The sequence below is a fragment of the Pseudoalteromonas sp. SG44-17 genome, assembly GCF_014164235.1.
In the GTDB taxonomy this organism is placed as follows: domain Bacteria; phylum Pseudomonadota; class Gammaproteobacteria; order Enterobacterales; family Alteromonadaceae; genus Pseudoalteromonas; species Pseudoalteromonas rhizosphaerae.
This window is the reverse complement of the sequence record NZ_JACJEV010000023.1, coordinates 45,583-71,377: the sequence shown is the minus strand read 5'-3', so window position 1 is coordinate 71,377 and position 25,795 is coordinate 45,583. Positions and strand designations below refer to the sequence as shown.

Below are 25,795 nucleotides of genomic sequence, written 5' to 3'. Positions count from 1 at the left end.
CGTTGGTCAGGAAAGTCTCGAAATTGGACAATGATCAATGAAGTAAATTTGAATCCAGAGAAAAAAGAAGAAGTGCGGGCGGCATAAAATTTAACTTGATGCGACAACTAACTTGAAAAACTCCGAAACCATTCCAAGAATTAATTGAGAAATTAATAACCTCAGAAAAATTCAAATCTCCTCAAGAAGCTATAGAAAATTTGAGCAAGTCAGTGGGTGATGAAGCACTGACCTACCTTTACCAATTAAAGAGACAAGAAAATTCAAATGATTGATGTAAAAGGATTAAGAACTAGAAAAGGAAGTGATGACTGGCTAGAGCTAGCAATAAATAGTAATAAAGATACAGTAGATCAACTTAAAGAATTAAAGCCAATTATAAAGTTTTATTATAATAAGTATGAAAAGCTACTAAGAAACCAAGCTTCGGAACCCCAAACATCTGCAGTTTTAGCTCATAGTGCTATACTAAAAAGCTACTATACATCCCCCCCAAAAGATTTGGGTATCCAAATAAAAGCAAGAAGAGAAAATGACGAACTTTCTCAATGCCCCTTTTGTGGCAGGCCTGGCTACCCAAGAATTTTAGACCATTTTTTACCCAAGAACCGGTGGCCTGAATACTCTTTGCTAAAAAACAACTTGGTTAACCAATGTAGTGCTTGCTCATCTAAAAAAAGCGAAAGTTATTTCTGTATAAAAAACTCATCTCCTAAATTTATTCACCCCATCTACTCAAGTGTGTTATCTAAACTTGAATTAGAATTCTCGATAAACATCCCTAATCCACTAGATATAAAACAGTTTGAAATTAGCTTGGAAATAAAAATCCCTCCGCATTACTCCGTAAAAACTCAAAAAAGAGTTAAGTTACATATACAATCATTAGAAATAAGAAAATATGCAATAGAACATGCTGAGAGAACTTACTTAGAGTGGATTAAAAAATCACTACTAAGAAGGGTAGATATCTTAGACATGCTAAAAAATAATATTATTTTGAATGAAAAGCTACATAATAATGATTGGACTATTTGCTTGCAAAAAGCAATGTCTCAACATCCCATTCTAATAAGGCATTTTGAACAACATCTCCCCTAAAGTAATACGCTTAAACTTTTAATAATTATCCCTAACTTCCTACCTAACAATGGAGGCACAGCATTACCAACCTGCGTATACTGAGGTACTTCATAACGCCTCATTTTACCGCCAGTAGTAACTTTAGAACGAAACTCGAAGTTATCAGGAAAAGACTGTATACGCGCCATTTCTCTTACGGTAAGTGTACGAAGTTCATCTTCATGATAATGACATGCATCATCAGGAATAGATAAAGCTGCCGGAGCAGGTAAATTAGGGGACAATGCTTTTTGAGTTTGCTTTTTAGTTGGGTGGAGTTTCAGATAACTAATAAACTCTTGAAGGCTTTTAATAAGCTCTAATTCACCATCTAAATTTAAATACTCATACTTAGATAGTGCTGCCCATGCGTCATTGCTAAGGATTGTAGATTCGCTTTTTAAAATAGCAAATACTTCTTTGCTTATAGCTTTACTACCGACTTGTTGTAACACCTGATAAAGCCTAAAGCGCCTTTGCACAAGTTCACCATTCGCACGTTTATCGTGGTTTGGAGTAACGCCTCTATCTGGCAATTCAAAGGTGCTGTTAAGTTGAGTAACAAAGTTAGATGGCTCTATACCTTCACCTCGAAGATCATCAATTGCCTCACTAACAGAAACCTGAGCACCATTTACTAGCTCAGCTAAAAAGCTTCCTTCAAAAACCTCTAGTTGTTTATCTACATCAAAGTAATCTAAATGACCAAATTCTAATTCAGCACCTTTCCTTTGTACCATATTGAAAAACGGTAAGGATGACGCGAGTAGACTAAGGCTTTGCTCATTCAAATGCTGCGCTTCTAAAATAACTTCATGAACATCTTGTCGAATAGCTATAAGAATAAAACGAGGTCTATTTTGTGCAATGCCTACATAACGAGCGTTAACGTGGAGACAAAGCGGTACATACCCGATAGAAGCGAAAGCTTTCGCGACTTCATACCATGCGTGATACTTGTTACCATCATCGTCTTGGAACGCTCTTAAAATGCCGGTTACGTTTTCAAGTAACGCGAAACGTGGTCTAGTGCGCTCTACAAAAGAAACAAACTCCAAAGGTAAGGTATTTTTTTCACAGTCTTTTTTACGTGCACCTGCCATACTAAAGCTCTGACAAGGTGGACCACCTGAAACAAGTGTTAACTCACCTTTACCGAAACTATTATGTAACGCATCAGCAAGCTCCGGTCGTTGTGATAAAAGGGTGTTTAGCTCTCTTACACTACCAACCAATAACTTGCCTTCGTATTCACAAACATCAACAGGTAAATCGCTGTAACTACTCTCATCAATCGTAGGAAACTCAAAAGGGTTTTCTCGTAACCTAGCATTCAAGTCATCATTATGGCTATTAATCCACTTCACTCGCTTCGGCTTTGCTTGGGCTTTAGCTAGATCGCTTAAATTTTCATTAAAGAAATTATAAGCAAACGTCTCTGCTGCCATAGGTGATAATTCATTGCCTAAGACAAACTCAAAACCCACACTTTCTAAACCTAATGAAAGGCCGCCACAGCCAGCAAACAGCTCAATATGCCGCACAAATAAATACTCCGAAACTTTAATAGCTAACAGTTTAACGCAACCCTGAAGCTAAGTCCAGGGCTATGAAAAGGTTTGACTGACTTGGGGTAGCTAACTAAGATACTAAAACTAAATATAAATGAGTGACGCTACCTCATTTAACCTTGAAGTAGTCATTTGTATTTTTCTCTCTAATCTCATTTGATACTTCAGAGTTCCAGCCTTTTTGATATGATTGCAATGTAGTTTGGAAATTCTTGTCTAGTATCTCAGCGAGGTTCATCGCAACACCGGTTTTACTTGGTAACCCCCAAAAGTTACCTCCAGATAAATTCTGCACTCTTTTTACACAAGTTGAAGTATTCTTTATTTTATCAGGATTAACTGTTGGTACTGTTACAAAGGCATATGAAAACTTTTGCAGCTTCTTGTGGGAATAGCCATTACTTCCAACAGTAGTTTCGCCCTGAAAGCCTTGCGATGAATAAATCAAATCCCACAGCATTGGAATTTGAGCATTGTCATTCCAGTTAGTTTTACACTGTATAACTACTAATTCAGTTTCATGGAAACGACTTTCAACAACCGGAGATAGCTTTGATAGGACATTTTTTGAATCATCATTATACTCCCCTGTAATTTCTGGAGAGTCAGGGAATGTAATCGCTAGTAAATCACTTTCAGTATTTGATTTAAAGTTACCGTAATTTACGCTTATCGCATTTTGTATTGCTTCAGGTATATGGGCTTTCTTCGATTTTATAATTACAGTTCTGCTTCCAATTAAGCACAAATTTAAATACCAACAAACCAACCCCTCCCAGGCAGCTCCTCCTCCTGAAACTTCGTTCTGAGATCGCGTACCGCTCGATGTACCTTTAAAAATAGTGTAAAGGTTATTTCCTAAATTCCTTAGTTCCTTATTTGTTGGGGGGTAACTTGATATATGTTTGGATATTTCAATAGACCATATTGGCCAAACATTTTTCATCGTACTTAAATCCAGTAAATCTGAAATTACATTTTCTCGTAATTGCTCTATAGCATTCATTTAATTCTCCTTTTTGTCTGAGTTCATTACACAGATAACCAAGTAAAAAATCAATGCTTTATATTTTTAGATAATACGCTTTTTGTTTTCACAAAACGTTTAGTTGGCTGGGTAGACTACTAGCCCTGATGCTTACTTAAATTAAGGCCGTGGAAGCATAATTCGATGCACTTCATTTGAGTGCATCGATTAAAACTTCAGAGAAGAAATGAGCTAGTACTTAAGATTGATTTCACAATGCCCTAGTTTTTGCTTTCATATGGGTGAGCACGTTTGTGTATTATACGTCTCTGACAAAAACGGGGCGATTCAGAGCTGTTAGTTACGATGAATAATAGAGCTAGTACTAATAGCTTTACTCTCAAGCTCTGTTATAAAGTTCCTTGATTCCAGTAAAGCTTTCTCTAAAGATCTTAATTCTGTATTCATCTCATCGCTTGGTACTCTTCTATTAATTCTATTTTGTAAATGTACAAGTTGCCTTCTAAGGTCTTTAATTTTTGATTCTGTTAAGTAATATAAATAATAGGAATTTGATTCATTAAAACAAACTGTTTCTTTAAAATTTCTTGCCCTGCACATTTTATATTGATCCCACGCCTTCATAGAGGAGGCATCATTTTTTTCTCTATATAGGTTTTCCAGTTCTATTTCGATAGGATCTTTTAAGCTATCAATCTTGCTTATTTTCCTCAAACTACCCAGTAAATTAAAACGCTGATATCTACAAGTATTAAACACCTCTTCCATTAGAGATTTAGGGTTGGTAGCTAGTATTGAATCAAAAGTTGGTTTTTGATAGGGAAATAGTCCTTTAGCGACTTCAGCTAAAGTTACTTTCATACCCCCAAGAACAGAATCAAAATCAACTTCACTTTTATTTTCTGATATTAATGCTACATAATACTGATCCATAAATCGCTCACAAGTAGCCCCTCCAGTCTCAAAGAGACTTTTAGAAAATTTCATTACATCTTCTTGATATGCAACTTCTTGCTCCATTTCTAAAGCTTTTTGCTCTTCTCGCTTTTTAGCTCTTAACGCACTTTGATCTTTATCCCAAAGTTTCTTTGCTATTGGTTTTGTTATATGGCCTAACATATCCCAAATACGAACAGCTGGTTTTTTTTCACATTCATCAGCTAAATTATTTTGAATAAAATCATTTCCATAGTTTGGATCTTTTTGAACTCTTTTAATGCTAGGAACAAAAACTCCAGAAAACATTACTGTTGGATTTTTAATTTCTTCTAATATATCTTCATAATCCAATATGCCTTCATTAACCGAACGACAAGTTGCCATGCCTGCCTTATAAGAGATATTTTCATATAGCTTTGTAAGACTTAGTGAAGCAGCCTCGTTAACCCCTAAAGAAGCATTTGATTCGCAAAATTTAAAAAACGTTTGATAAAAATAATACTTATAGTCATGCTTTTTAAGCTGTAATTTATGAAACTCTTCAATAAGTGAATCGCCTACGTACTCTTTATCCATTATTGATAAGCTAATTTCTGCTATTTTCTGAGCTTTTCTAGGTTCATTCATAATTCGCAAATCATTTATAGAAGAACATAAATATGGTGATTCAGTTTGAAGAGGTGGAGCCTCTATATCTGATTGACCACAACCAACTAACAATAAAGTTAGTGCGGTCGTAAAATACAAGCCTTGAAGATTCATTTTCTTACCTCAAACAATTAATTTTCAACAGTGCCGCAATCTCGACACTTTCTTTTTCCTTGAATCTTTAAGTCGCGCCCCATGAGCTGCGTCCAGTTATGTGAGGTACTTCCTAGTTGCTCTTCGTGGCAAACTGAGCACTGCTCAATTATTCTACAACTTGAGTTTTTACCTTTTTCTTTAAACTCATGCAGCCTCTTAGTTTCTTGAACATCACAATGTATGCAGCTTCTAAATGAATCGCATTTATGGCTATGAACCGAATTAATATATTGCCACTCATTAAATTTATGCTTGATCGCTGTTATATATTTATTGCAATCTGGGCATGTCTTCTCAACATTACACTGAGGTTTGCCCGACATAGGGCTGTAGTCACCAGCATGCCAGCCTGTTAAGCATTTTGCAGAAGTTGCAGCACTTTTTACTTTATCCCAAAATCCCATTTTAAATCCCTTCGTATAATTATTTTTCGGTAATAAACGTATCTCTAGCGATATTTCCGATAGCATTAGTTGCAACAGAGTCAAATGTCGCGCCAATAATTCCACCAACAAATGGCACTGCTTTTCCTAAATTAATAACCCCTTTTTCTCCAAATTTAGTGACTAAACGAAATCCTACTTTTTGATTTATCGCTACTATGGTTTTTCCTGATATATTTTTAATAGCACTCGTTGTGAGTTTTGTTCCGGCAACGATCCCTATATCTTTAAGAATATCTTTAGCTGCATTACCCGTTAAACAAGCATATACAAGAGCTTTCACGCGATCGTCTTTAATGTCATGACCACCAATATGTGCAATTGCAGCTATCATTCTCATTTGCACGAAAATTACACTTGCGACGTTTGCTGGTATGGTAACTGGCATTGTAATTATGCCGCCTAAACCAGTTAAGAAACCTGATGTACCTGCTTTAGTATTTTGCCAACGGATTAATGAGTTAGCTTGATCATTACGTGAAGTACTACTTTTAATGTAACTCTGCGCTAGTTCACTTGCTGAATCTAACCCAGCAACACCATTGACAGCTTTTTCATAGCTCCATTCAAGCATTTGCATCATTTTTCCTTCAGATACTTTCTCACTCAACTGACTTTCTCCTAAGCATTATTTTTTAGACTTGATTAAATATATTCCAATAAACTGAGCAAACTTTCTGCCCTGACATTTGCTTGAGACAAAATAGTTGTCGAAGCTTCTTCTAAGATCTGAGCTTGCGTAAGCTTTGCAGTTTCGCTCGCAAAGTCAGTATCCTGAATCCTTTGCCTTGCAGCTGATAAATTAGTATTTGATACTTCCTGCCTGCGAACACTGGATTCAAATCGATTCTGCGTAGCCCCCATTGTATTGCGTTGATTTGAAACCTGCTGTAAAGCAACATCAATAATACGTAGTGAGCGAGCTCGTTCTTCTTCCGAGTCTAGTGTGAGTGAATCTATTGTGGATTTGATACGATCTTCAGAATATAGATTGAAAGCTTCATTATCTTCCAGCTCAGCTTCCATCGTCGTAAACTTATCGCCAAATGACTCAAAACGAATTAATGGTGTATAAATACCATCATCTATATCTGGAAAAAGCGGACTTAAGTTCCTCAGCTCTAATGGGTTGGAATTTCCAGTAAAGCCAATACTATTTTCATCTGAGTTTGGATCGAATACCCCATGAAAGTTTAACCCTTGACTGACCATTACATTACGAACTCGATCAAGTACTTCTGCGTAGTAATACCCTTCCTCCCCTCTACTTCTAAGGTTATTTGGAGGGTAAACAATTGTTGGGTCATATGCGGGTATATTGTCACACCGAACATCAATACCATTGACTTGGAATACGTGCGGCAGCTGATTTAAGTCAACGTGCCCAGATACACCATTCCCAGAAGCTTTCTCCGCGATTAATGGCGACTGATTTGGCAATTGAGGTGCAGAATTAATATCTTCAATAAGTTCATCCACGTCTGTATATGGACCTGTAAATGACTGCCCATTAACCACCAGCGGCCCAGCATTAAAAGCAGTCTCTAGATTTAATCCTCTAGCGAAAGATTTAAGTCCACCATCAGGATATCTACTAATAACCTTTATTGCTCTGGGCTCCCACTCATAAGATCCTAGGTTTTCCGTTTTTGTATTTAGATCTGTAATCCGAATAGTTTGGAGCGCTTCTTGGCCAACCTGAAAATCATCAAGATAAGTGCCATTAAGCAATGGAATACCTGCAAAGGTAGTATCTTCAGCCACTCTATCAATTTCGTCTCGAAGTGCCGAGAATTCCTTATAAATAGCATCAACATCAATATCTGTGTTAGCACCATTTCCAGCATTAATAGTTAGTGTTCGCATTCTTTGTAGATTATTAACAACCTCTTCCAATGCCCCATCAACGGACTGCGTGACAGAAATACCATTGAAGGTATTTCTTATTGCTTGATTACTAGCATTAATATTGGAAGTTAAACGAGATGAAATTTGCAGTCCAGCGGCATCATCTTTTGCACTATTTATGCGCAACCCAGATGATAAACGTTCTAAACTTGTTTGTTCTTTTAGTTGTATCTTGGATAAGTTATTTCTCGCAGAAAGTGATGCTGCATTATTAATGAACGATGGCATAAAATCCCTATAGCACTTTCCATCTAATGTATATTGATAAAGATAACTTTCATTGCTTACATGAAAGCTCTTTAATATAAATAACTTAAGGTATTGAATTGATTTTTAGTATGAGGGGGGAGTGGGATTAATAAAATAAGGGTTTTGGACTAAAATCTAACTTGTTCATCATTAAAGTTACTTTCAATTAGATCATAACCTGAGTAATACAGATAGCTAATAACCTCAGCACGGGAGGAAGTACCTAGCTTATTCATTATCTGTTTTATATGTGCCTCCACTGTTTTAACACTAATACCCAATGTGTTTTTTATTTCTTGGTTAGAATAGGTCAGTAATAAAAGCTTACATACTGACCACTCCGTCGTTGAGAGTGACTCAATACCAAAGTCATATTCAATAATACTGATCGCTCTGTAAACTGATAAGCTAGATATGGATACTTTCAATTTACAATCAATGTTGTATATAGCTGAACTTGCTAATATATTTGAGAGGGGCGAAAAACGGCTATCTAGTGTGCATAACTTATTATAAAAGCTATCAAATTCCTCTGTTTTCCCAATTAGCTCATCATGGCTATTAAAGACTACTCTTTGGTTTCTTGTTACTTTCCAACCAAACCGAATAAACTCCTTAATATTCATGTCAATTGCACCATCTAAATGAGGTGCTAAAAAATCAAGAACCTCAATATCAGTTTTACAAAACTCATTTTCACTACTCAAACGAAAAAGAATTATGCTTTGCAATTCATCACTACTGCTAAGCGTTATAATTATTGGGGAGCTATATTGTTGATAGTCAGGATAATCACATAACACTTCGGACCACTCATCGTTGGACAATAGCGTTACCTGCGAATTACTAAAGGATGCGACCCGCTGTAAAAATTTTACAGCGGTTGATGTTCGCATTCTGCTTTTCGCTTCATAGAAGTAATATTTGCTAAAGTGACACACAGGGTCATGCTTATTTTCATAGACCCAAATTTGACAAGATGAACTCATCATTCCACTTAGTTGCTCACTAAGTTTTTGTTGGAACAAACTTGGCCCGTAAATGAGAGCCGTTTCATACATTTTACTTAGTGTATTCTGATAATTAAATTGTGTAGATTTTGATATGCTCTGCACACTCAAACCATCCATTCCATTAGTGCTAATACAGCAGCTTCTCGGGTACTTACATTCAGCTTTTGTAGTATGCTATTAACTTGGTTTTTTACCGTATTAGGGCTTCGGCACAAATAATTTGCGATATCTTTATTACTCAATCCATTGAGTAATAATTTACTTACCTCAATTTCTTTTGGGCTTAGCAGTTCTTCAACTAAAGGAAGAGTGATCTTAATAAAAAACAGACCTTTTTCATGTTCTATTTGTATTAAATATCGATCCAACCAAAAGCTTGATGATGCTGTAATACCTCCATGGGATTCTAATTCAAGAACGCCATCATTTAATACATCGCAATGAGTCATTATGCTTATAAACTGCTCCTGAGCCTCAACAATAGTACCAAATCGGTCAACCACCCCTCGTACTACCCTTGCAGAACTATTTGGTATAAATGAATACAATAAATTGAGTCTAAAAGCTTGGAGTAAAAATGGTAATAGGAAGGTTATCAGCTCCCGCTCTTGTTCGGTAAACTTAAGAGCAAAATCACTTCGGTAGATACTAATTGCATGGCTAACTGATGTATTCTCACTTTTACTAACTAAAGCAGCTAAAGCATTTTCAACACCATATTGCTTACAGTGCTCAGAGTAATAAACAGAACGCTGCCACTCGTCAACTGAAACAACCTGCCATAAGTCGATGAATTGATTTGGATGGTTGATTAAATATTCATTCAATAAATCTGGAGTGTCAGCAGTACTTGCAATACTGAAGTAATTTTCCATAAATGCATCTGGCTGATTAAATAAGAAAGAATCATCTACCCAGTGTACATTGACCTTATTGAACATATCTGAACGCGTGGTCCAGAGTCCGCTATCGAATTGAATTACACTCTGCAAGTGCTTAAAACAGTACTCCTTAAACTCCCCGATACCTTTATCCTGAGAAGCCGTAAAAAGCGACTTCAGCCACAAACTTATTTCATGTTCACTCAAAGCAAATTCCTTTTTAAATATAACATTACAACGTTTAACTAAATGAAGAATAACAGCTCCATTGAAGCAAAGTACTAATTTTACGCCAAACAGCATAACTGTATGCATTCAATCGCTTTCGTCAATTATTTATTAGCATGGCTCCGGTTAAAACTATATACCAATGTAAGTTGCTGAGGTCCTTCTCAGCTATAGATTCACTTAGATAAAACTAAGAAGTTCAAGCCCCCGCAATAAAACTCTTGGTGACAGGCTTCAACTTTAAAACCGACACTTTGCACTTGCTTAATCAACTCTGTCATTTCAACTAGGTTTGCGTCCCTCTCGTTGATTAACATCAAGTTATACTCTCTGAACTTGTTATAGAAAGGATTTCCTATTAACTCCTTTTTTGCTTGTTTATCTAATAAAATCAGGTCTAATCTTTTGTTTGGTGTAGCTAAAACAAAAGTACCACCTACCTTAATTAAATTGTAAATGTGTTTTAATGTATCCAGTGGGTTTGGCCATGAATAATAGCTATTTAAGCTAACAGCACCATCGAAAGATGTAAGATTGTAGTCTTCTATAAATCCATGATAAACGCTTTGCTCGTTTATTGGCTCCATTTTTTTGATTGATTCTCGAGCAATATTAATCATCTCTATCGATGCATCAATACCAATGTAAGACTCAATTATTTCATTATCAGATAATAACACCCCTACTTTTGCACTGCCGCAACCAAAATCACCGACGTTGCCTTTTAGATGCTTCGCAGCCTCTTGCTGGAGCTCCTGCTGAACTTGCGTTTGCACTGAGGAAAACGGCCTCGCATAATCATCCCAGTCTTGAGCTGTAAACGTTTCAGGATTAGTATTTTGAACAATACCAAGCCAGTTATAAAAACGACTGTCTAAGCTATTTAAACGCCACTGAACCAAAGCAAACTCGTGCTCACTACCAAAGGTAAGCTGAGTATTCCTGGCTAATACATCAGCCTTAAACCTTGCTTCATGAAGAGGTACATCTTTGCTCTTAACAAGACCTGTAATTGTCGATATCTCTAGAGCATCAGCAAGTTCCACAAAACATTTAAAATACCATTTAAGTAACGACTGCCCTTTCACACCTCCAATATAAAACCGCCCAACTTGTAATGTGACGTCATTATTTTTGTTAATTAAAGCTGCCTTTTCCATCCATACTTCAGGCACTATCTCTCCGCTCAGCCATGATATTGACACCGTACTCGTAATCACACCGACTGCGTCTTCAGTGTATAAACAGACTGATGTATCAGTATTGATGACTGTCTCATTGACTTGGATTGCGGGGAAGAGAGGTTGATATATACCTTTTAAGAAGTTGCACACTCTTAATTCATCATTTGTCGCAGTAACAACTTTAATCCCTGAAATGTTGCTTAACACTTTCTCTAAGCGCGACAATACCTTATCTTTGTTTAATGGAAGATTCATTAGCCTCTCCCCCTAACTTTTTCTTCAATCCACTCATCTACTTCAGATTCAAGCCAGGCCACCGATTTTGCACCAAGCGATACTTGTTTTGGAAAAGACCCTTCTGCAATAAACTTATAAATACTTGAATGGCCAAGTGATGTTTTTTGTATAACTTCTTTTAATTTAATTAACCGCATTTTTCTATCTCCGTTATAGGTTCAAGAGATATGTCAGTTATGTAGAAAGTTACTTTTTGAGCTGGTGGCCAAATCCAAAATATTGAAGGCATATATCACTGAGGGGTATTAATCATTCACCTGAGGACCTGATAATGGCTTTAATTAAAACCAAGCAATACGAATCTCAATTTAAATGTTTAGAAGATAAAATTTTAGAAAGAGCTGCTGAAATAATGCAGCAAAGGTATGCTCGCCTAGGGGCGCTTAACAGCCCCTCTACAGCCATAGACTTTTTAAAGGCAAAACTCGGTGCGTATGAGCGTGAAGTATTCGCGGCGTTATATTTGGATAGCCAAAATCGGATTATTGATTATCAAGAGCTCTTCTTTGGAACTATTAATGCAGCTTCAGTTTATCCAAGGGAGGTAGTTAAATCTGTGCTTAATAAAAATGCCACCAGCGTTATCTTTGCTCATAACCACCCTTCAGGTGATCCCACACCATCACAGGCAGACAAACTCATTACAAAGAAGTTGGAAAGTGCTTTAGCGCTAATAGACGTGACAGTGCTTGATCACATTATCGTAGGAGAAACATGTGTTTCTTTTGCGGAAAGGCAGCTACTGAATTTAGACAGTAATAACTAAGAGGAGGATATATTGCTAAATACCAATACGATAAGAATTATTATTCATACGATTGCTATATTGAAGATAATTCAGAAGATCTATGAAGATGATATTAAATAAACCAGCGCCCTATCTGGGGCGCTTTACAGTGAGTCATTAATACTGTTTAGGTGTGTAACTGGTTCCAAAATTTCTCTTACCAGTACCATAAACTTTTGTTTTATTTTTTGCTAAATAGTTTAATCGAGATACAGATATATCCCTTTGTGTTAAGTGATTTTTAGAATTGCTTTCAACCCAGTTACAAGCTTTGTCAGGAAAGTTTACAAGGCTTTGCGCTTCATCTACGGGGATATCGAGTGCACTAGCCCATGCTTGTATAATTAAGGAGGCTAAGCTACCCGAATTACAGTCATAGCTACCTAAGGAGTGGAACCTATCTTTATTAATAAAGATAGCAATATGATAATGCTCTTTACCTGCAAGCTCTCCAAACTCTCTCGCCCAGACATAATACAAATCTGTGTCATGAACTCTATGCCCTAAGCGTCTGCGCTGTATAGCATCACTGCTAAGTCTTGCCTTTAGTGAAGCAAAGAACCTAGATATTAAGTTATTCGCTAGTGCTTTAGGTGTATCTATGCACTGATAATAATCAGGCAAGTATAAGTCAAACCTCACAACATTCAATCGAGAGTATTGCTCAATGGCATGGTTTAAAACTAATTCGATACGTTGTTGGTATGCTGGGTTATATGAAAGTTGTTTTGTCATTTTACAGTCTCATTGTTGGTTAGCTATACAAAGAGACTCTTGTGTATTTTCGTACACTATTAGTGTTTATAAATGGTTAAGTTAAATTGGTATATCTTACCTATCCGACACCATCAATTTCTAAGTTACCCCAAATTACATATAAATTTTTTCGAAGTGGTCGGAAAATAACGGAAATTAAAAAAAGTTCACTCTGGAGTTAAATCAAAAAAGTGTATTTTAATTAACAACTTAGAAACCAGCTTTTTATTTTTTTGCACATCATAAACATTAAAACCTACCAAGTTCATTGTGCTCAATGGCGTACCCTTATACTCCAACATATTACAAGAAACGATACCGTAGCCTAAAAAAATAAGATTACAATCAACCCTCTTTAATGGATGAGATGGCTCGATAAATAACTCTCCTTCAGGAAGCGTTTTTGCTATATCTACTAAATTTGTCTCAATTCGACTAAGTGTCATTTTAAACCAAGATCTTATTAAAAACTCTAGGATATCAATTTCTTCATCATTAAAGCTTTTAGAGCTCGTTTTAAGTACTTCTTGGGCTAAACTATTGATATAAGGAAATTCAGCTTTCTTACTAATAGAGTCACAAATGAACCTACTAATAATATTTTTAGCTAACAAACTTAATTCTGCAAGATTTAGTTTATTCAAAATTTGATAAGTTTTTATCAAATTATCAAACGTGTAGAAGTTTTCTATCTGCTCTGTTTTAAAACCTTTAAAGCATTTATCTATAAACACTACCCTCGCAAGGTTCCTGTTAAATATATAATGCACCCACTCTGGATCTGTACCTTTACCTCTATTTATCCCATCATAACTTTTTGCGATCGTTCTCGAAAAAGATTTCATTTTTTGATGTAACTTCTTTAGAAACTCCACCTCGAAAGAATTCCCTCTATAGAAATAATCCTTTACAAAGATAGAACGAAGGGCACAGTCTCGTAGCTTATTTTTATGTTCGAACTCTAATCTTATTAGCGATGAAAAAAAATATCCTTTACGTTTTTTTGTATAATGAACACGGCCTACGATCACATCCTTTTTTTTTGATTTTAACTTTTTGATTGTTGAATGAACTCTTGCTTCTGAAATTTTTAAGGTCTGCGAGATAACTTTAGTTTCAAGAAATTTACTATGACTATTTTCATACTCGAAGAACCTAAAAAGAAGTAACACGGCACGTTCAATATTTGTCCAAGGCTTCGAGTATCGCCTTGCATATGCAATATCTTCAATAAACTCCTTATAACAATCCGGCAAGTAACCCTTCAAAAAAAGTTCAGATGCAAAATCATTTTTCTTAAACTCTCTTGTTTCCCCTCCCCTAGATTGAGTGTAGATAACATTAATTGATAAAAGTGATTTTTGATTAATTCTCTCCAAAGCCTTTTTACAAGAAAAGCTATCTATACCAAAGGATTTTGACACAGAATTAACAGACGAATGTGCTGAGAAGTCCTCAGTGAAGAAGTATAAACAGGCAAGTAGTTCCTTGTAATTACCATCGAACAGCATCCATTTAAACCATAATAAATAAATCTCAATACTTGTAACGTATACTAGTAACTATAAAAATCAACTGTTAATATATAAATAATTAGAATAAAAAATGTAGGACTAAAGAAAATGTCAGAAGATAAACCATTTGAAAAGTGCTTGGGTGGGAAGGGTTGCAAATGGTGTAATGACACAACAAAAGGTAAAGAAAGGTGGTTTGCAAACTACCTTGAAAATAAAAAAATTATCATAGGTTATGGTACAAAAACCTTAACACCATGCATATGTATTGTCTTTAAGAGTAATATAGCACCCGTGAAACTTGAAAAAAATAAAGCTATGCAAGCATGGCGACAATATAAAAATAGAAAAAAAGACACAACAAAAGTGCAAACTAATTACACACTTACTAAAGAAACTATTAAAATACTAAAGCAGTCAGCTATTCAAGAAAATAGGCCCCTAAACCTCGAACTTGAGATAATCATAAATACTTACGTTAAAATGAAAGCTGAAGGTAAACTTGATCACGAAATATCGAAGATAGTTCTAAGTAATCTTATTACTGCTCAAAATATTGATTAGAGATCGAAATATTTACAAACTCACTCCACCATTCCATTATTGGCCTACGTTGCTCAAGATAATCAGAGCGGTTATATGCCGCTCTTGTTTCATTTTCATCTGCATGTGCTAAGCATGCTTCAACTAACAGACTGTCGTAACCTTTTTCATGAAGGGCTGTAGAAGCAACAGAGCGCAAGCCATGGGCCACCAGCTTATCTTTGTAGCCTAAGCTGCGTTTAATCGCGGCATTAACTGTGTAGGTGCTTGCATGACCCTTTTCATTTCGTTCACTAGGGAATACATATTCATGATGGCCGCTGAGTGGTTTCATTTGTTCAAGTATTGCCAAAGTTGCAGGCGTTAAAGGCACTCTGTGGGCCTTTCTACGCTTCATTTCTTCAGCAGGGATCACCCAAACAGCCTCTTTAATATTAATATCTTCCCACTTAGTGCCTGCGGCTTCCTTTGAGCGAGTCATAGTGTGCAATTGCCACAAAATTAAAAGCTTTGTTTTGTTCTGAATGGTTTGTGAACCATTCAAAGCCGTTAAAAAGTCAGGTAACTCTTCGGGCCTAATAGTAGCCATGTGCTCTACTGTATTTTTAGTAAATACTTTTATAATTTTTGCTAGTGGATTGGCATTAATAAACCCATGGTTCACCGAGTAATCCATGATCTGATTTAAGCTTTGGCAAATACGCTTGATTGTGGAGTGCTTTCCGTCAGCCTCAAGTGGCCTGAGAATTTCAATGGTATCAATCGCTGTAATGCTTTCTAAAGGCGTGTCTTTCAACTTGGGGAAAATATACATCTCAAGCGTTCGCCACTCCCTAGCTGCGTGATGAGCCGTCACTGTAGGCTGTTTGCGCTCAAACCAAAGCTCTGCGGCTACTAAGAAAGTATTCGCAGCTTTTCGACTTTCTGATTGCTTCTTAGCTAATTCATGTACCTTTGGGTTGATCCCTTGAGCTAACAACTCGTTATATTCAATTGCCTTAGTACGGGCATTCGAAAGCGATAAAGCTGGATAAAGCCCCAAAGGTACTCTATTAAACTTTTTACTTATTGGATCCCTAAACTTAAATTGCCAAGACTTAGTACCACTAGGTAAAACACGTAATTGAAGACCACCGCCATCAGAAAGCGTTTGCTCTTTACCAACACTGGCAATCGATTTTATTTTCTTGTCTGTTAGACGAACTACAGGCCTAGCCATATTAAGCTCCACAATGCTATTTAGAGCTAGTATATATATAATACAATCTCATGGGTACTATTGTGGGTATTAAAAATCGCAGAAGTAGGAAGGTAATACTGGAAGGTTACGGAAAGAAATAACCTTAAACGATTGTTCTATAAGTAAATAGAATAAAACACCGGATTGCTACGGAAGTTAATTCAAGCGACCAGGGAACCACTGGATAGCCATTTTTAACTCCTACAGATAATTTCGGGCTATTTTAACTGGCTCAGCCCTTAATTGCGCTATACTGGCGCAAATTTTTTTAAATAAACTGTTATGGCTCTTAAATCGACGATTATTAAAGCGCAGTTATCGCTAAGCGATATGGACCGCAACGTATACCAAGACTTTAATTTAACCTTGGCACAACACCCTTCAGAAACCGAGCAACGCTTGATGATCCGCTTGCTTGCCTATGCACTTAATGCCTGTGATGGTTTAGAATTTACTAAGGGTTTATCGGCTGATGATGAACCAGAGCTGTGGCATAAAAGCTATAGCGATGAGATCGAGCTGTGGGTTGAGCTTGGTTTACCTGATGAAAAGCGTGTTAAAAAAGCCTGTAATAAAGCTAAAAAAGTGGTGCTATACACTTATGGTGAAAACAACCAAGCAATTTGGTGGCAAAAGCATCAACCTAAATTGTATGAGTTTAAAAATTTAAGTATTTTTAGTTTAGATTTTGCTACAACTCAAGCGCTGGCAGCGCTGGTTGATCGCAATATATCGCTGACTATTACCATTCAAGATGGTGATGTATGGGTGAGCTCTGATTCAGTTAACATTGAAATAAAACCAGTACAATTAATGTAATTGTAGGTTCAATAGATTAAGAGGGTGTATGACTGTTAAACGCGTTGTGGTATTACACGGATTGTATATGTCTGGCTTTGTAATGCGCCCTTTATGCTCGCAGCTCGAAAAGTCTGGGTTGGATATTCTCAACCTCTCTTACAATACATTGTCTCCCGATCGCGCCGCTATTTTTAAACAGATTGATAATTTTATTAATGATAAAAATACGGCCCTTGTTTGTCATTCAATGGGCGGACTGGTGGCGCGCGCATACCTTGCTGCAAATTCTCAACAAAGCCAAAACGTAACAAAAGTTATTACTTTAGGCACACCGCATAAAGGCAGCCATATAGCCCGCAGAATGCAGCAAAAAGGCTTTGATGTATTTTTAAAAAACAGTGTGGAATTTTTACTGACCGAAAATGGTGATTGGCCATTTAATGCCAAGCTTTATAGTATTGCTGGCGATTTACCGATCGGCCTCATGCCGCTAATTGCCAAAGGTAGTCAATCAGATGGCACGGTATTAATTGATGAAACCAAACTCAAAGGCATGGCAGAACATAAAGTGTTTCATTTAAGTCACACCAGTATGATCTACTCACGCCAAGTGATGAATTATATTGTTGAGTTGCTGGTTTAATCTTCTGCACTAGCAGCCACTTTATAGGCAACAAATGCGATGATTGCTAAGATCAGTGGTGTTGGCGCTGCGATATAACCAAAGGTATCAAAGTTAGCAAAGCTTGCTCCTGCTAAATGGCCGACTAAGCCAACTACAAATGCAATCAACGCTATACCAATAACAACTAATTCCATTTTACTTTCTTTTTGTGTTTTAGCCTGCATGTTATCTCTCCATCAAATTTATCTGTGTTGATTATGCGCCGACTAAAAACGTTAATTTTGACCTAAATCAAATAACCACTCGCCATGTAATAGCTTGCTATAAAAGCTTGTTTTAGATCATCTTATTGTGCTTTTATTAAGCGATTTGCGGTTATTTTGATTTTTGGGGTGGTTTTTTAAAGATTGGAGCCCATCTCTATTGTACGAACAAATTAATTACTACAGCAGGTTGGCTAATAGGTAAAATCTATTAAGGTTATCGATTTTAACCATTTTACAGATTACTAAAAATGGCTGATACTTGCTTCAGTGTTTAGAAAACATCTTATCAGTTTATTAAGGAGAAGTTATGTCACAGGTAAACGCAATTGGTCTTAACAGCGCGAAAAGTGAAGATATCGTCAAGTCACTCAATACCCTGCTAAGTAGTTATCAAATTCAATATATGAATGCCCGCGGTTTTCATTGGAATATTAAAGGTCGCAACTTTTTTGAACTACACATCAAGTTTGAAGAAATTTATAACCTATTACTTTTAAAAGTAGATGAAGTCGCTGAGCGTATTTTAACGCTTGATGGCGCACCACTGCATGCATTTTCTGATTACTTAGAGATCAGCAAAATTAAAGAAGCAAAAAATATCAGTGATGGTGTCGCAGCAGTCGAAAACTTACTCGCTGGTTATAGCACGCTAATTAAAATGCAGCGCGATATTTTAGAGCAAGCAAGTGATGCACAAGATGAAGGTACGGCTTCATTGATGAGTGATTATATAACTGAGCAAGAGAAGCTAGTGTGGATGCTTAAAGCATACTTAAATTAATCATAACCAGGTTTTAATATATAGATGTTCCGGGTGCTTAGCTAAGTAACCTGGAATATCATCGTAAAATTGTATATCCATATCGCTACCCCGCCAGATATGTTCCAGCAAACTTTTGGCTACAGCACTTGCTTGAATATAAACAACACGTTTATAACCGCGCGCTTTAACACCATGAAAGTATTCAGTTGCAACCGCCAAGCTATCTGCGGTCGCTAATTCAAACTCAACTAAATTAATCACCGCATATTCAATAGATTGAGGCGGCAACTTTGCTAAATCAGCAAATACATCCTTGGTAAAAGCCTGTATACCTTCTCGATTAAAACAACCAATCACTTTGATATATATCGTTGGTGATTCAATTGAGTATTCCCAGCGCCCATGCACATTAAACATATAAGTACCTCCAAACATAGTGAAACTCAATTGAATAGAAAATCACACTTAATCAGCCAAACTGATAAAGAAAGCTATCTCTAATGCTTTTTCTTCCAAGCTTTTAAAGCGCCCTGATGCTCCGCCGTGACCGGCATCCATATCGGTTTTAAACACCAAAATATTATCGTCAGTTTTATATTCACGCATTTTAGCCACCCACTTCATCGGCTCCCAATATTGCACTTGTGAATCATGCAAACCGGTAGTCACTAAAATATGTGGGTATGCCTGTGCGGTAATATTGTCATACGGTGAATACTGAGCAATCACATCATAATAGGCAGGGTCATTTGGATTACCCCATTCATCGTATTCATTGGTAGTTAGAGGTATTGACTCATCCAGCATGGTGGTTAGCACATCTAAAAATGGCACATGGCAGCCAATTCCTAAATAAAGCGCTGGCGCTTGGTTAACAACCGCTCCCATTAGTAAGCCACCGGCACTACCGCCTGAAGCAAACACTTTATCTTGCGCACCATAACCTTGCTCAACCAATGCTTTGGTTACATCAATAAAGTCGTTAAAGCTATTTTGCTTATGTTGTTTTTTGCCTTGCTCGTACCAATCACGACCCAACATCTCACTACCACGAACATGTGCTATGGCATACACAAAACCACGATCGAGTAAGCTTAATGAGGTACTCGAAAAGCTCGGATCGATGGTTATGCCATACGCCCCATAACCATATTGAAACAGTGGATTAGTGCCATTTTTAGCAAAACTATCTTTACGATAAACCAGCGACACGGGCACTTTAATACCATCACGCGCTGTTACCATTAACCTTTCAGAGGCATAGTTTTGCGGATCAAAACTGCCTAATACTTGCTGTTGTTTTAATAAAGTTTTATCACCATTATTTAAGTCTACTTCAAATAATGAACCTGGCGTGGTGAGGCTTGAGTAATAAATACGAGCTACGTGCGTATCATGCTCAGGATTCATTGCAATGGCAGCATAATAACAAGGATCATCAAATTCTAAGGTCATACGCTGCTGTTGCTTATTAATGACCACAAAGCGTGTTTGTCCTTGCTCGCGCTCAGTAAGCACCAAGAAATCGTCAAACAGCTCTACGCCTTCTAATAAAACGCTATCACGATGAGGGGTATGCTCAAGCCACTGTGTTTTATCTGCAATGGTACTTGTATTAGCCGTCATTAAACGAAAGTTTTTAGCTTGCCAATTGGTCACGATATAAAACGTATCGCCGAGTTTATCAACATCAAACTCATGCCCTTCTTCGCGTGGCAGTAACTGAGTAAACACTCCTTGCGGCTGTTCAGCATCTAGCACCCAAGTATCGTTCGTTTCTGTAGTGGCTAAATCAATAATGATCAGCCCCTCATCACGGCTTTTACCAAGCCCCATAAAAAAGCTTCGATCTTGCTCTTCATATACCAATACATCGTGCGCTTGCTTAGTACCTAATACATGGCGATAAACTTGATAACCTAATAACGTTTTAAGGTCTTTCTTTACGTAAAAAACCGTTTTATTGTCGTTTGCCCAAACGATTTGCCCTTCGGTGTTTTCTAATACATCTTCAAGTAAATCATCGTTATCAATAACTTTAAACTTTACGGTATAGATACGACGGCCATCGGTATCTTCAGAGTAAGCCAACAATTGTTCATTAGGACTAATTGCCACCTCGCCTAATTCATAAAATTCAAAACCTTCTGCAAGTATATTTACATCTAACAGTAGCTGCTTATCTGCGGCATCCATCTGACTACTACGGTAATGGCGAGAATATTCATCATCGCCACGTACTTCAGAGTGATACCAATACTGGCCATCTTTAACGGGAAAAGTATTATCGTCTTTAACAATACGCCCTTTTAGTTCTTCGAACAGTTGCTTCTGAAAAGACTGAATAGGCGCTAGTTGCTGTTCACAATAGTCATTTTCAGCAGCTAAATGTGCCAGCATCGCTGGATCTGTACGTTCGTCATCACGCATCCAATAATAATCATCAATGCGTATTTTTTTGTGTGTTGTTAACGTGTGCGGCTGTTTACGCGCAACAGGAGCATTAGGAAGTGAAGAAAACGATAAGTTTGATAGAGCCACAGAAAAACCAATAAAAAATTTCGATGGCTGGAGTTTAACATAATTTTCAAAAGTGCATAAAAAAGCCCACTCAATGAGTGGGCCGAAAAATGCTAAATAGCATTAAGGGGAAACTTGCTGCCAAGCAAGGTGCCAACTTTGTCCAACACCGGGCTCGTAAAGTGGATTATTTTCTTCTTTCACATTGCAAAACTGGCTGAAAGGCCAAGGTTTACATTTATAAATTAAGCCTGTTTTTGGCTGTAATACTTTTACACCCGCATTATATACACCACACTTTTCAGGATAGATATAATCATATGCGGGCTTAACAACCTGGTAATCATCACATTTAGCAATACATTGAAAAGTTAATTCCGCACGAGTAATCCCGCAACCTTCGAGTGCATAAATCTGGTTTGAACGATAAGCTACCACTAAACCTTGCTCAGTCATTCTTCCTGCTTCGACTAAGGGTATATGAGTATTAATATATTCCGCGACAAAGCGTGGCCAATTATGTGGCTCACCTTGTTCTTCGGTGATAATTTCATATTGAAATGATAAATCGACTAGCTCTCCTTGCGTGTCATAAAAAGTCACCGTCACCATATCACCTACAAACAATTGGGTATGATGATTTAGACAACCTATTGGCATCCAATTTCCACAGGCCAATGACGTATGCATAAACAAAGCAACACCTTAAGAATATCTAATAGGTACTATCCAGCATTTATTGGATAAAAGAAATACTTTTAACTACATTGTAGGGCTGATGACACACAGTGAGGTTGGTATTACCCTGTGCGACGGCCCCGCTATCTTAGTTTTAATGCTAAAACCTTAGACCGGAAACTTTGCGTCCTAACCTTTCGGTTAGTTTGCCAAAACAGCGTGAGTATAGTGTGACATAGCTCGAAGATCAAACTAAAGAATGTAATCAAAAGTTAAAGCTGGCACTTAAGTTTAATTAACCTGCACTCTGGTTAAGAGATTTTCTGTAAAAACAAGGTTAATTTACGTCTCAATAGCTGGCCTCTTGTAATTAAACTCAAAGCTACCAGTATTATAAACAGCTGCTCAAACATGATTTATTACATATAATTCAGAAGCTTATACTTATTTTTGTCGACATAAAATAAAAAAGCCAACCTTAAGCTGGTTGGCTTTTTATTATGGTGTAAGCAAAACCTTAACACTCAAAGTTAGCTTACTTTAACCTTTTGGCTAGTAAATGGACGTTTAAACAAACTCCCAATATCCGTTAAAATAATATACAGACATGGCACTAAAATAAGTGTAATTAAGGTTGCAAACATCACAGCAAAACCAAGTGCAACTGCCATAGGTATTACAAATTTAGCCTGTAAGCTGGTTTCAAACATAATCGGCAATACGCCTGCAAATGTAGTAATAGATGTCAGCAATATAGGTCTAAAACGAGCACAACCGGCCTCTATAACCGCATCTTTAATATCTATTCCTGCACGGCGTGCTTGATTAATAAAATCAGTCATTACCAAGGAGTCATTAATAACCACCCCTGCTGCGGCAATTAATCCAAAACCCGACATTAGACTAATGTCTAAGCCAAACCAAAAGTGGCCCCAAATTGCTCCTGTCAGACTAAATGGAATAACCGACATTACAATTAAAGGTTGTGAATAACTTTTAAGCGGTACGGCCAATAATATGTAAACTAAAATCATCCCGCCTGCAAAAAACAGTTGCTGCTCATTTGCTTGCGCTTGCTGCTCTTCTATTGCACCGCCTAATTCAGACTTAACACTTGGGTATTCTTCTTGAAGCTGTGGTAGTAAGTTTTCTTTAACTTGTTTGACTACCTCACTTGGTTCAATTGCTTCCTCGTCAATGTTGCCATAAACGTAAACAGTACGATAACCACCTTCACGGCGAATATAACTAATGCCCGGTGTTTCTGTTAGCTCAACCACATCACCTAATAAAACTTCTCGGCCTTGTGGCGTTGTAACAACCGCATGCTTAAGTGATGAAAATGCCTCACGAGTGAGCTTAGGATAACGCACCATCACCCGAACCTCTTCACCACGGCGAATAACGCGCTGCGCTTCACCACCATAAAAGCTTGCACCTACTTGGTTCGCAATTGCCGCCAGATCTAAGCCTAAGTCATAGGCAACTGGTTTTAAGCTCATTTGCACTTCTTTACTGGCAGGATCGATAGTTGAGCTAATATCAAACAAACCTTCTTGCTGTTGTAATAGCTGTATAAAACGACGACCCGCATCATTAAGCGTATCGATATCAGAGCCATATAGTAAATAGCCAAACTCGCCACCACTACCGCCGCCTCCGCCGCCAACATCATCTTGAATAGTTAATGATTTGACACCAGCGATAACCGGCATCGCTTCACGCCAACGTCGAGATAGCTCAAATGCATTATATGGACGCAGTTCTTCGTCAACTAATGGTGCGAGTAATTGCGCTTCAGTGCGACCTTGATTGAACACTAGCACATCACGCACTATCTTCTGGCCTTCTTCACGCTCTGTTTGTCTATCAACCTCTAGCACCATAGCTTCAATTTCACGTATCGCATTAATGGTTTGAATGTCGGATACATTGTCGTTCATTTCTACATTAATTTGCGGGAAGTCATGAGGTACCTTAGGTGAAGGGATCATACGCACTTGATTAGATGAAATTAAACCAAAGGTTAAAATTAACAGCGCAATAAAACCAAACATCACCGTCCAGCGCCATTTTATGCAGTTCACTATAAATTGTTTATAAGGGCCATTAACAAAGCCAAAAAAACGGTTATTAAAACGTGCTCGCCAACCATCAGGATTAATAGGTGAGAAATGCGTATGCGCAATATGTGCTGGTAAAATTAATTTAGATTCAATGAGGCTGAAAACTAAACATAAAATAACCACCACTGAAATACCATAAAAGAAGGCACTTTCAGGACCACTCGAAAGCGTAAACGGAGCAAACACGGCAATAGTTGTTAGTACACCAAAGGTTGCAGGGGTTGCCACTCGCTTAGCGCCATTGACCACATTAACAACACCGCCGCCTTTTTTCTCTATTTCGGTGTAGGCACTTTCGCCTATGACTATGGCGTCATCCACCACAATCCCCAGCACCATAATAAAGGCAAACAGGGACACAATATTAATAGTGACACCAAACAGCGGCATCAACATCATCGCCCCTAAAAAACACACAGGTAAGCCAATCATTACCCATAGCGCTAATTTAAAGCGTAAAAATAACGAAAGCATGATTGCTACCAAAATAGCGCCTTGAAATAAGTTAGCTTTCATCATATCTAAGCGCGCATTTAGGTAGTAGGTAAAGTCCATTAATGGCTCTAAACGCACACCGAGCGGTAACTCTTTATTTTTTTGATCAATATACGCTTTTACCGAGTCAGCCACCGGAATAATATTTTGATCTTCGGTTGCTTTTACCGATAAGTAAACCGCATTTTCACCGTTAAACTTAAAGTAACGCTCCCCTTCAGTGAACTGGTCTTTAATAACAGCAATATCTTGTAGTAATACTTTTGCGCCATTAGCGCCAATTTTAACCGGAATTTGTCTAAACTCTTCACCCGAGTAAAACTGATTCTCTACACGAACCGAAATAACTCCTGCATCTGTTTTTAATTGCCCAGCTGAAAAGTTAGCCGAATAACGACGTACAGCATTTACCACGTCCGACAAAGTTAAATTATATTGGCGTAATGTATCTGGTTCAATTTCTATTGCGATCTCATCCAGAGGAACGTCATTAACCACCAATGACACATTAGATAGCTGTAACAGCTCATTCTCAATTTGGTTAGCTATAGGTTTTAATTCAATTAAGGGTAAGTCGGCCACCAGCGTCATACCTATTACGTCTTGGCGAAACTCCACTTGACTTATGGTGACCGGTTCCATTCCAGCAGGGAAAGTGGCAATACCATCAACGCGTAGTTTTACCTTATCAAGCACGTCGGTAAGTTCGGCATCAGTGTTTATTTCAAGGCTGGCCGTGCCGCCATTTCGAAATGCGCGATACACCCCTTTTTTTATCTCTGTTATATCTTTTAATGATTCTTCAATTTTTATTAGAATACTTTCTTCAATTTCTTGTGGCGAGGCCCCAGGATAGTTCGCCGACACATTAATATAGTTAATTTCTATATTAGGGAACATTTGTCGCTGAATCGTAAAGTAACTTATCAACCCCATTACAATGATAAAAAACATCATTAAATTAGCAGCAACAGAGTTATTAGCAAAGTAAGCAATTACCCCTGTTTGTTTAGCCTTGTTGGGTAGTTCGGTGTTATTCATAACTCAATCTACC

The 25,795-nt window shown here is 37.4% G+C and carries 24 protein-coding genes and 1 riboswitch; of the genes, 6 read left to right on the top strand and 18 right to left on the bottom strand.

All coding sequences use genetic code 11. The annotated features are described in order from the left end of the window. Positions 1–267: 267 nt before the first annotated feature. Entirely contained in the window at positions 268–1,101 is an 834-nt protein-coding gene (locus H5182_RS15690; protein WP_182760295.1) for a hypothetical protein, read from the top strand. Here H5182_RS15690 and H5182_RS15685 read toward each other — a convergent pair. From H5182_RS15685 to H5182_RS15640, 10 genes are all read right to left on the bottom strand, one after another. Continuing rightward, complete coding sequence (locus H5182_RS15685; RefSeq protein ID WP_182760294.1) at positions 1,098–2,666, bottom strand: DNA cytosine methyltransferase; 1,569 nt, start codon at positions 2,664–2,666, stop codon at positions 1,098–1,100. The genes H5182_RS15690 and H5182_RS15685 overlap by 4 nt on opposite strands. Before the next feature lie 136 nt (positions 2,667–2,802). Further along, positions 2,803–3,699 carry a hypothetical protein gene (locus H5182_RS15680; protein WP_182760293.1) on the bottom strand — a complete coding sequence of 299 codons (897 nt, stop codon included), beginning with the start codon at positions 3,697–3,699 and terminating at the stop codon, positions 2,803–2,805. A 318-nt stretch (positions 3,700–4,017) separates the two neighbouring features. After that, positions 4,018–5,382 carry a hypothetical protein gene (locus H5182_RS15675; RefSeq protein WP_182760292.1) on the bottom strand — a complete coding sequence of 455 codons (1,365 nt, stop codon included), beginning with the start codon at positions 5,380–5,382 and terminating at the stop codon, positions 4,018–4,020. Positions 5,383–5,399: 17 nt separating this feature from the next. After that, positions 5,400–5,828 carry a hypothetical protein gene (locus H5182_RS15670; RefSeq protein ID WP_182760291.1) on the bottom strand — a complete coding sequence of 143 codons (429 nt, stop codon included), beginning with the start codon at positions 5,826–5,828 and terminating at the stop codon, positions 5,400–5,402. A gap of 19 nt (positions 5,829–5,847) precedes the next feature. After that, on the bottom strand, positions 5,848–6,477 hold the full coding sequence (locus tag H5182_RS15665) for an EcsC family protein (protein WP_182760290.1): 630 nt from the start codon (positions 6,475–6,477) through the stop codon (positions 5,848–5,850). Positions 6,478–6,512: 35 nt separating this feature from the next. Continuing rightward, on the bottom strand, positions 6,513–8,003 hold the full coding sequence (locus H5182_RS15660; protein WP_182760289.1) for a flagellin: 1,491 nt from the start codon (positions 8,001–8,003) through the stop codon (positions 6,513–6,515). 149 nt (positions 8,004–8,152) lie between these two features. After that, entirely contained in the window at positions 8,153–9,154 is a 1,002-nt protein-coding gene (locus H5182_RS22185; protein ID WP_220497098.1) for a helix-turn-helix transcriptional regulator, read from the bottom strand. Then, a complete protein-coding gene (locus H5182_RS15650) occupies positions 9,142–10,233 on the bottom strand; it encodes a LuxR C-terminal-related transcriptional regulator (protein ID WP_182760288.1) in 1,092 nt (363 codons plus the stop codon). The genes H5182_RS22185 and H5182_RS15650 overlap by 13 nt, the downstream gene beginning before the upstream one ends. Before the next feature lie 89 nt (positions 10,234–10,322). After that, positions 10,323–11,585 carry a bifunctional 2-polyprenyl-6-hydroxyphenol methylase/3-demethylubiquinol 3-O-methyltransferase UbiG gene (locus H5182_RS15645; RefSeq protein ID WP_182760287.1) on the bottom strand — a complete coding sequence of 421 codons (1,263 nt, stop codon included), beginning with the start codon at positions 11,583–11,585 and terminating at the stop codon, positions 10,323–10,325. Further along, positions 11,585–11,764, bottom strand: a complete 180-nt coding sequence (locus H5182_RS15640; RefSeq protein WP_182760286.1) for an AlpA family transcriptional regulator — start codon at positions 11,762–11,764, stop codon at positions 11,585–11,587. Before H5182_RS15640 ends, H5182_RS15645 begins: the two co-directional genes overlap by 1 nt. Before the next feature lie 134 nt (positions 11,765–11,898). Here H5182_RS15640 and radC point away from each other — a divergent pair, with 134 nt between their 5' ends. After that, complete coding sequence (radC, locus tag H5182_RS15635; protein ID WP_182760285.1) at positions 11,899–12,393, top strand: DNA repair protein RadC; 495 nt, start codon at positions 11,899–11,901, stop codon at positions 12,391–12,393. Positions 12,394–12,531: 138 nt separating this feature from the next. Here the strand turns inward: radC and H5182_RS15630 are convergent, their stop codons facing one another. Both H5182_RS15630 and H5182_RS15625 read right to left on the bottom strand, forming a co-directional pair. Beyond that, the gene (locus tag H5182_RS15630) at positions 12,532–13,149 is read right to left on the bottom strand and encodes an inovirus Gp2 family protein (protein ID WP_182760284.1); all 618 of its coding nucleotides are present in this window, start codon (positions 13,147–13,149) and stop codon (positions 12,532–12,534) included. Positions 13,150–13,337: 188 nt separating this feature from the next. Continuing rightward, positions 13,338–14,594, bottom strand: a complete 1,257-nt coding sequence (locus H5182_RS15625; RefSeq protein WP_182760283.1) for a hypothetical protein — start codon at positions 14,592–14,594, stop codon at positions 13,338–13,340. Positions 14,595–14,792: 198 nt separating this feature from the next. Between H5182_RS15625 and H5182_RS15620 the strand changes: the two genes are divergently transcribed. Then, positions 14,793–15,248, top strand: coding sequence for a hypothetical protein (locus tag H5182_RS15620; RefSeq protein WP_182760282.1), 456 nt, complete (start codon positions 14,793–14,795; stop codon positions 15,246–15,248). On the opposite strand, the gene H5182_RS15615 is transcribed toward H5182_RS15620, so the two are convergent. Beyond that, positions 15,226–16,446 carry a tyrosine-type recombinase/integrase gene (locus tag H5182_RS15615; RefSeq protein ID WP_182760281.1) on the bottom strand — a complete coding sequence of 407 codons (1,221 nt, stop codon included), beginning with the start codon at positions 16,444–16,446 and terminating at the stop codon, positions 15,226–15,228. The two genes, H5182_RS15620 and H5182_RS15615, sit on opposite strands and share 23 nt — an antisense overlap. Positions 16,447–16,749: 303 nt before the next feature. Between H5182_RS15615 and H5182_RS15610 the strand changes: the two genes are divergently transcribed. Both H5182_RS15610 and H5182_RS15605 read left to right on the top strand, forming a co-directional pair. Next, positions 16,750–17,286, top strand: coding sequence for a YaeQ family protein (locus tag H5182_RS15610; RefSeq protein ID WP_145240254.1), 537 nt, complete (start codon positions 16,750–16,752; stop codon positions 17,284–17,286). A gap of 28 nt (positions 17,287–17,314) precedes the next feature. After that, on the top strand, positions 17,315–17,911 hold the full coding sequence (locus tag H5182_RS15605; RefSeq protein WP_182735016.1) for an alpha/beta hydrolase: 597 nt from the start codon (positions 17,315–17,317) through the stop codon (positions 17,909–17,911). Here H5182_RS15605 and H5182_RS15600 read toward each other — a convergent pair. After that, entirely contained in the window at positions 17,908–18,117 is a 210-nt protein-coding gene (locus tag H5182_RS15600; RefSeq protein WP_149982248.1) for a hypothetical protein, read from the bottom strand. The genes H5182_RS15605 and H5182_RS15600 overlap by 4 nt on opposite strands. 349 nt (positions 18,118–18,466) lie before the next feature. On the opposite strand from H5182_RS15600, the gene H5182_RS15595 reads away from it, so the two are divergent. Next, entirely contained in the window at positions 18,467–18,940 is a 474-nt protein-coding gene (locus H5182_RS15595) for a Dps family protein (RefSeq protein WP_145240248.1), read from the top strand. Here H5182_RS15595 and H5182_RS15590 read toward each other — a convergent pair whose 3' ends face one another. From H5182_RS15590 to H5182_RS15575, 4 genes are all read right to left on the bottom strand, one after another. Continuing rightward, positions 18,941–19,339, bottom strand: a complete 399-nt coding sequence (locus H5182_RS15590; RefSeq protein WP_182735014.1) for a hypothetical protein — start codon at positions 19,337–19,339, stop codon at positions 18,941–18,943. Between the two features lie 48 nt (positions 19,340–19,387). After that, positions 19,388–21,463 (bottom strand): S9 family peptidase, encoded by a 2,076-nt coding sequence (locus H5182_RS15585; protein ID WP_182760280.1) that lies wholly within the window; start codon positions 21,461–21,463, stop codon positions 19,388–19,390. A 102-nt stretch (positions 21,464–21,565) separates the two neighbouring features. Next, the gene (locus H5182_RS15580; protein ID WP_145240240.1) at positions 21,566–22,132 is read right to left on the bottom strand and encodes a chitin-binding protein; all 567 of its coding nucleotides are present in this window, start codon (positions 22,130–22,132) and stop codon (positions 21,566–21,568) included. Between the two features lie 118 nt (positions 22,133–22,250). Further along, positions 22,251–22,341, bottom strand: a riboswitch (cyclic di-GMP riboswitch). Positions 22,342–22,650: 309 nt separating this feature from the next. Continuing rightward, positions 22,651–25,782, bottom strand: a complete 3,132-nt coding sequence (locus H5182_RS15575) for an efflux RND transporter permease subunit (RefSeq protein WP_182760279.1) — start codon at positions 25,780–25,782, stop codon at positions 22,651–22,653. Between the last annotated feature and the right edge of the window lie 13 nt (positions 25,783–25,795).